General features: G+C 59.6%; 5 protein-coding genes. 3 read left to right on the top strand and 2 right to left on the bottom strand.

What is annotated here, in order from left to right; genetic code table 11:
• The coding region (locus tag EYB53_RS21355; RefSeq protein WP_167857538.1) for a DUF4351 domain-containing protein at positions 1–197 on the top strand (197 nt) is incomplete at its 5' end.
• 190 nt (positions 198–387) lie between these two features.
• Here EYB53_RS21355 and EYB53_RS21350 read toward each other — a convergent pair.
• Entirely contained in the window at positions 388–1,266 is an 879-nt protein-coding gene (locus EYB53_RS21350; protein ID WP_135480857.1) for a prenyltransferase, read from the bottom strand.
• Positions 1,256–1,462 (bottom strand): hypothetical protein, encoded by a 207-nt coding sequence (locus EYB53_RS21345; protein WP_097653998.1) that lies wholly within the window; start codon positions 1,460–1,462, stop codon positions 1,256–1,258. The genes EYB53_RS21350 and EYB53_RS21345 overlap by 11 nt, the downstream gene beginning before the upstream one ends.
• A 266-nt stretch (positions 1,463–1,728) precedes the next feature.
• Between EYB53_RS21345 and EYB53_RS21340 the strand changes: the two genes are divergently transcribed.
• Together EYB53_RS21340 and EYB53_RS21335 are read left to right on the top strand one after the other, a co-directional pair.
• Positions 1,729–2,157 (top strand): response regulator transcription factor, encoded by a 429-nt coding sequence (locus EYB53_RS21340; protein WP_167857537.1) that lies wholly within the window; start codon positions 1,729–1,731, stop codon positions 2,155–2,157.
• 953 nt (positions 2,158–3,110) lie between these two features.
• Positions 3,111–5,162, top strand: a 2,052-nt coding sequence (locus EYB53_RS21335; protein WP_205712717.1) for a golvesin C-terminal-like domain-containing protein, incomplete at its 3' end; no start/stop codon positions are given.

Genomic DNA, 5,162 nt, shown 5'->3' with positions numbered 1-5,162 from the left:
AGGGGCGGCAAGAGGAACGCCAGGCGCTCATCCTCCGTTTGCTCGAACGCAAAGTGGGGCAACTGCCTGAGGCCACCCGGTACACCGTGCTGGATCTGACGCCCGAGCAGTTACTCACGTTAAGCGAGGCCTTGCTGGAGTTTGACACGCTCAGCGATCTGACGGCCTGGCTTGGCCAGCAGGAAGCTGGAGCGTAACATCCATGGTCTTTCACCGAAGGCGCTTGCGCGTCACTGTGCGGTGGTTTGTTTGACGCAACGGCGCAAAGGGGTAAGGGGGTTGCATGCGCAGCTTTGCGCCTTTGCGCCTTTGCGTCAATACGGGTCAACCTTCCTGGCAAAAGCCTGGGCCTGGAGGCACCAGATGGGCTGCTTGCCCCTCAATGGGTCACACCCAGTAGGCAACGGTATGGGCGAGCATCAGCGCGATCATCAGCCCCGCGCCCGGAACGGCTGAGTCGGTACGGGTCGCACGGAAGCCAACATAGAGGCCGAGCGGCAGCGTGAGCAGGCCCGCAAGCGCGACGGCAGCGGGGATGATGTGCGGCATGAGCAGCAGCGGCAGCAGATAAGCCAGGGCAATACATGCCCACCAGAGCCAGCGCAACCGCTGGCCGAGGATGACCGCCAGGGTGCGTTTGCCAACCAGGGCATCGGCGTTGCGGTCGGCCCAATGCACCCCCAGGATGCAGGTGAGCGCAGCCGCCACCATCGGGGCGAGTTGGAGATAGGCCTCGAGCGGCGGCGCGTGGTGGGCGGCAGTGGCATAGGCCATCAAGGGCATAAGGAGGCCGCCGAGCAGGGCATTCGTGATCTCCCCCAATCCGCGCCGCTCGAGCGCCAGGGGCGGCAGCGAGTAGGCCCAGCCGCCGCTGAGACCAATCAGCAGGATGAGACCGGCCGCCAGAGGCAACCGACCACTGAGCACCGCTCCGATGCCGACCACGATCGTCAAGGCGCTAACAAAGAGTGCGGCGTTGAACGCTAGCGTGGGCGTGGCCAACCCTGCGGCAATCGCGCCGCTTCCGCCAGAGATACCAGTGTGAACCGCAAGCGCATCGGTGTCAGCATCGGCATACTCATCCGCATAGTGAGCCGCCAGGTTAGCCAGCATCGTGAGGGTCAACGCAAGCGCCTGATCGCCCCAAATGATCGGGTGGCCTGCGTACCTGGCCATGGCAACCCCAACCGCATAGGCCAGCACCCCGCTAGGCAAAATGAGCGGGCGGCTCATCTGCCAGAGGCCACGCAGCGGGTTAGGAGCCATTAGCTGGCGAACGTGTGATGCTAATGAGTTGGGCAATATCCTGCACCGCGACAACGTTCCGTCGGCCCGTACCACGCCCAAAGATCGTCACCTTGCCCTGCTCGATCTGCGGCTTGCCGATGAGCCCGTAGGCGTGAGTCGCGAGAAACGCGGTGGGACGCACGAGCGTGCCACTCGCGCCAACAATCAGAACCATAGCTTTCCTCACGATCCTCAGAGAGTGACCAAACCCCGAACATAGCGTGCGCCAACAATAGTCGTGCAGTGAATACCGATTATACATCTTGGCATGAGCATCGTGCAAACGTTTCTCTGATCCCCGCATCGCGTTCGCTGACGTTGGAAAACGTCTGGTGATCTGGTTGACTTTTATAGAGGCGAATGATAGCGAAGCAATCGAGGCCCAACGGAGCAGATCCCGATGGTGCTACGGGCGGCGGCAGTTCAGCGATGATCAACCCAATGACTTCCCAACGAGACAATCTGCTTACCACACGCGAGCACGACGTGATGACCCTGGTGGCAAGTGGTGCCAGTGACCGTCAGATCGCCTTACAGCTCTTCCTCAGCCCCTGGACGGTGCGCCACTATGTGCGTCACGTCTGCGTAAAGCTGGGTGCGCCGAACCGCACCGCAGCAGCGGTGCGCTACGCCGTGCGCTACTGGCCGCACGTAGGCGACGACACAGGGCAGAAGCAGACCACACTGAGCCCGCAGGAGCACCGCGTGCTTGATCTGGTGGTAGAGGGCTTGCGTGACGATGCGATTGCGACCCACCTGGACGTGTCAATTTCCACCGTCAGGCAGCACATCCTACGCGCCTGCCACAAGCTCGGGGTAGAACATCGCACCGGCGCGGCGGTGGCGTACTACCGGAGGAAAGAAGCATAGGCAAGGGAGTGCCGTGGGAGCGGGGGCGTGTGCTCCCGAAGCGGGCGTCCCGCCCGCGCACCCAGGAAGGCAAGCAGGGCGATGGCATCTTCCTGGGCGTGGTCGTCAATGGCTCGGCTCTTGGTTGGCCCACCTGCGTAACCTGAGCGAACTGGCGCAGGGAGACTTCGCCTGGTCGAACCGAGGGCGCTGATTGATTGCTCAGCCCGACTATGTCTGTGCCGGGACACCTAGTCGGGTGCATGGGAAACCCTGCGGCGCACACCTGGCAGGGTGCCCCAGAAAAAAGAGAACCTATCCAACTCGCGTTGGAAAAGATCCCGTGGGCTAGTTCACTTTTATGAAAGTAAACAATCGCGGAGGCAAAGCGCGGAGACAGAGGCAACCATAGTGAATCTGAAACAACAAATAGGTGCAAGGACTACTGACAAGTAGGACTTTCTTCTCACTCAAGAATGACAGGTAGCAGGGGAGAGGAATGAACTCTACAATATGGAGATGAATATAGGTAAAAAATTACAACTTCGGATGTTCCAGCGCAGATTTCAACGATCATCACAGTGCCCACATCACACAAAGGATCAACCATGAAACGCTCAACCACCCTTCACCACCTGGCGAGTCTTGTCACGCTACTGCTCATGGTTCTACTCGTCGCGCCACTGGCCAGGCAGGTCTCGGCCACTATAGTGGGATCGACTGCAGAACAAGCAGACACGCTTGTCGATGCAGTGACAAGTAGGCTCGCTGAATACCTCACACCGCAACCACTACCCGCAGTCATAGTATCGGATATCCAATATGTCGACAACTGGGCCTTTGGGAATGTGATTGCTCCAGCCCCGCTGGACAGCGCTGCAAGCCCTCGCACATGGCTGTTTCTTGCACAGCAACAGCAACCGCAAGGCTGGGATATCGCGCTCGACATAGACCCACACTTTACACAATGGGTCATGTTGACCCCACCTGGTCTGCTCAGCGAAGATGCGCAGCGCGTCCTTGGCCCTTCAATATCGCCCCAGGGTGACGGATCGGGGGAGCTAAGCCTACCCTGGCCGACTGGCGAGACGTGGGCCCTGACTGGTGGACCCCATATTGCTGTAAGTGGGTCTGTTCGCAATGCCATTGACTTTGCAGGCGGCAGTGGGAGAATCGTTGCCGCTCGCGATGGTGTGGCCTACTACTCATCTTCGTGCCCAAACTATATCAGGATTGAGCATGGCGGTGGATGGAAAACGACGTACTACCACGCCATCAATATCGCCGTCGGCTATGGGCAAACAGTCTCACGGGGCCAATTTCTAGGCAATATCTCAGCCCAGTCCGGGTGCGGCGGTAGTGCGACCGGCCCTCATGTTCATTTTGCGACCTATTTGAACAACGCAGATAAGGCGATACATGGTCTCGATATTGGAGGCTGGACGGTAGAGAATGGCGCATCAGCCTATGTCGGCTGCATGATCCGTGTACGCGATGGCTCACGTCAGTGTTCACCCAATGGGCAGATCTACAACGATGGTGCCATCGGAAGCGGTGCTCCTCCCAACCAACCCCCCAACCCGCCCTCCCTCGTGTCCCCCGCCGATGGTGCTCGCTTTGCGAGCGGCGGCGTCACCCTGACGTGGAGCGATAACGGCGACCCAGATAATAAGCCGCGCAACTACCGCGACTATGCCGTTGTGGTCTATCGCGATGGGATCAAGGTAACTGAGAGCGGTTGGATAGACAGTACGAGCTGGACGGCGAATAACCTCAATGCCGGCTCCTACGAGTGGAGCGTCGTATCCGGTGATGGCGCGGTCGCAAGCAACTTGCCTCCTCGACGACGCTTCACCGTGGGCGATGCCCCCCTCGAGATCCTCTGCGATAATAGGGACGGGTGTTTCAGCAAGCATGAGTCGGCTGGATCCTGGGGTGTGGTGCAAGATAGCAGTACCTTCAACGGGCACGCCTACTGGACCTACAATACCCAGAATCAGGCCCTCGACTGGGGTAAGTGGCAACCCACCCTGCCCTTCGCTGGCACCTACGATGTCTATGTCTGGTACCCTGCGCTGACGTCGGCGTCAAGCTCGGTCACGTACAAAGTACATCACTCGGGTGGCGATACCAATGTTGCCTGGAACCAGGCCGCCAACGCCGGCAGGTGGAATAAGCTCACCAGTGTCCAGTGTGGTGCGGGCGGATCCTGTTACGTGCAGATTACCGACAGCACCTCCGAGGGCACCAACTCGCGCCGGGTCGGCATTGATGCGGTCAAGTTTGTGCTCACTGCTACCCCGCAGGTCTCTCTATCACCCTTGCAAGTCGCTCATGGCGTGAGTCAGCAACAGAATGCGAGTGGCTTCACGCCTAATGGCCCGCTGTTCCTCTCCATTCGTCTGCCCAATGGTGCCTACCACGAGGAAAATTTGCAAGCCGATACGGGTGGTAACTTTGCTAGGCTTTATACCATGCCTGCCAATGCCCAGATCGGAGCATACACCTACCGCATCCAGGACGTTGCCAGTGGCGTATGGAGTAACACGGTCAATTACACCGTTGTTGCAAGCACCTACACCATCAGCGGGCGCGTCACCGACGCCAACGGCAACGGTCTCAGCGACGTGACGATCAGCGACGGCACGCGCATGGCGAATACTACGAGCAATGGCGATTACACCATCAGCGATGTGCCCGCCGGCAGCTATACGCTTACGCCGAGCAAGGACGACTTCAGCTTTAGCCCGACCAGTCTGAGTGTGACGGTCAATGGCGATCTGACCGGACGCAACTTCACCGCGACCCCGCTCACTTTCACCATCAGCGGGCGTGTCACCGACGCCAACGGCAACGGGCTTGGCAGCGTGACGATCAGTGACGGTACGCGCATGGCGAATACCACGAGCAATGGCGATTACACGATCAGCGGCGTGCCCGTCGGCAGCTACACGCTTACCCCGAGCAAGAGCGACTTCAGCTTTAGCCCGACCAGTCTGAGTGTGACGGTCAATGGCGATCTGACC

Source organism: Candidatus Chloroploca mongolica, assembly GCF_004762035.2.
GTDB lineage: Bacteria > Chloroflexota > Chloroflexia > Chloroflexales > Chloroflexaceae > Chloroploca > Chloroploca mongolica.
Note: the sequence above shows the minus strand (reverse complement) of the source record. Positions and strands in the feature narration are given on the sequence as shown.

What these genes read in the sequence shown, in the direction of transcription:
- EYB53_RS21350 (WP_135480857.1), bottom strand. Translation starts at nt 1,266, where the DNA reads ATGGCTCCTAACCCGCTGCGTGGCCTCTGGCAGATGAGCCGCCCGCTC.
- EYB53_RS21345 (WP_097653998.1), bottom strand. Translation starts at nt 1,462, where the DNA reads ATGGTTCTGATTGTTGGCGCGAGTGGCACGCTCGTGCGTCCCACCGCG.
- EYB53_RS21340 (WP_167857537.1), top strand. Translation starts at nt 1,729, where the DNA reads ATGACTTCCCAACGAGACAATCTGCTTACCACACGCGAGCACGACGTG.